Source organism: Vibrio sp. 2132-1 (genome assembly GCF_033344315.1).
Genome location: NZ_JAWPON010000932.1, coordinates 1 through 500 on the forward strand (window position 1 = coordinate 1; position 500 = coordinate 500).

Sequence of the window (500 nt, forward strand, 5' to 3'; positions counted from 1 at the left end):
GACGACATCCTCACTCATCAAATCAGCCTGCGTGCTCAAGTTCAGTCGCAGCAGCTCTCGCAATTGTCCAGCCTTATTGCCGCTGTTGGGTCTGGTAGCGCAAGCAAAACGTCAGAAATCATCAATGCGGTTCAGGCGGTGAGTGATGCGGACTTTATCACTGTGAGTGATCGCGCAGGAATTCGGCTGGCACATCCTGTCGCTGAACGCGTTGGTCTGCCTGTATTGGGAGGTGACATTGAAAGAGCGCTGGAAAACGGCGAGTCCTACCTTTCTTATGGCGTGGGATCTTTAGGACCATCGGTTCGTTACATATCTCCCATTTTTTCCAATGAAGGCGATGTGATTGGCATGATCAAAGTTGGCTATTTGATTGATACTTTGGATCTCTGGACAAGCGAACGGTTGTTGCCTTTGATATCGTTCGGAATCATTGCCGTCGGTATTTGTATTTGGTTGTCTTGGAAGTTTTCTCGCTATGTTCGAACTCAAATGCAAGA

Annotated in this window: 1 pseudogene; it reads left to right on the forward strand. The window is 48.2% G+C overall.

From position 1 onward, the window contains the following. Window positions 1-500: pseudogene (locus tag R8N47_RS28795) on the forward strand (sensor histidine kinase); the annotation flags it as partial.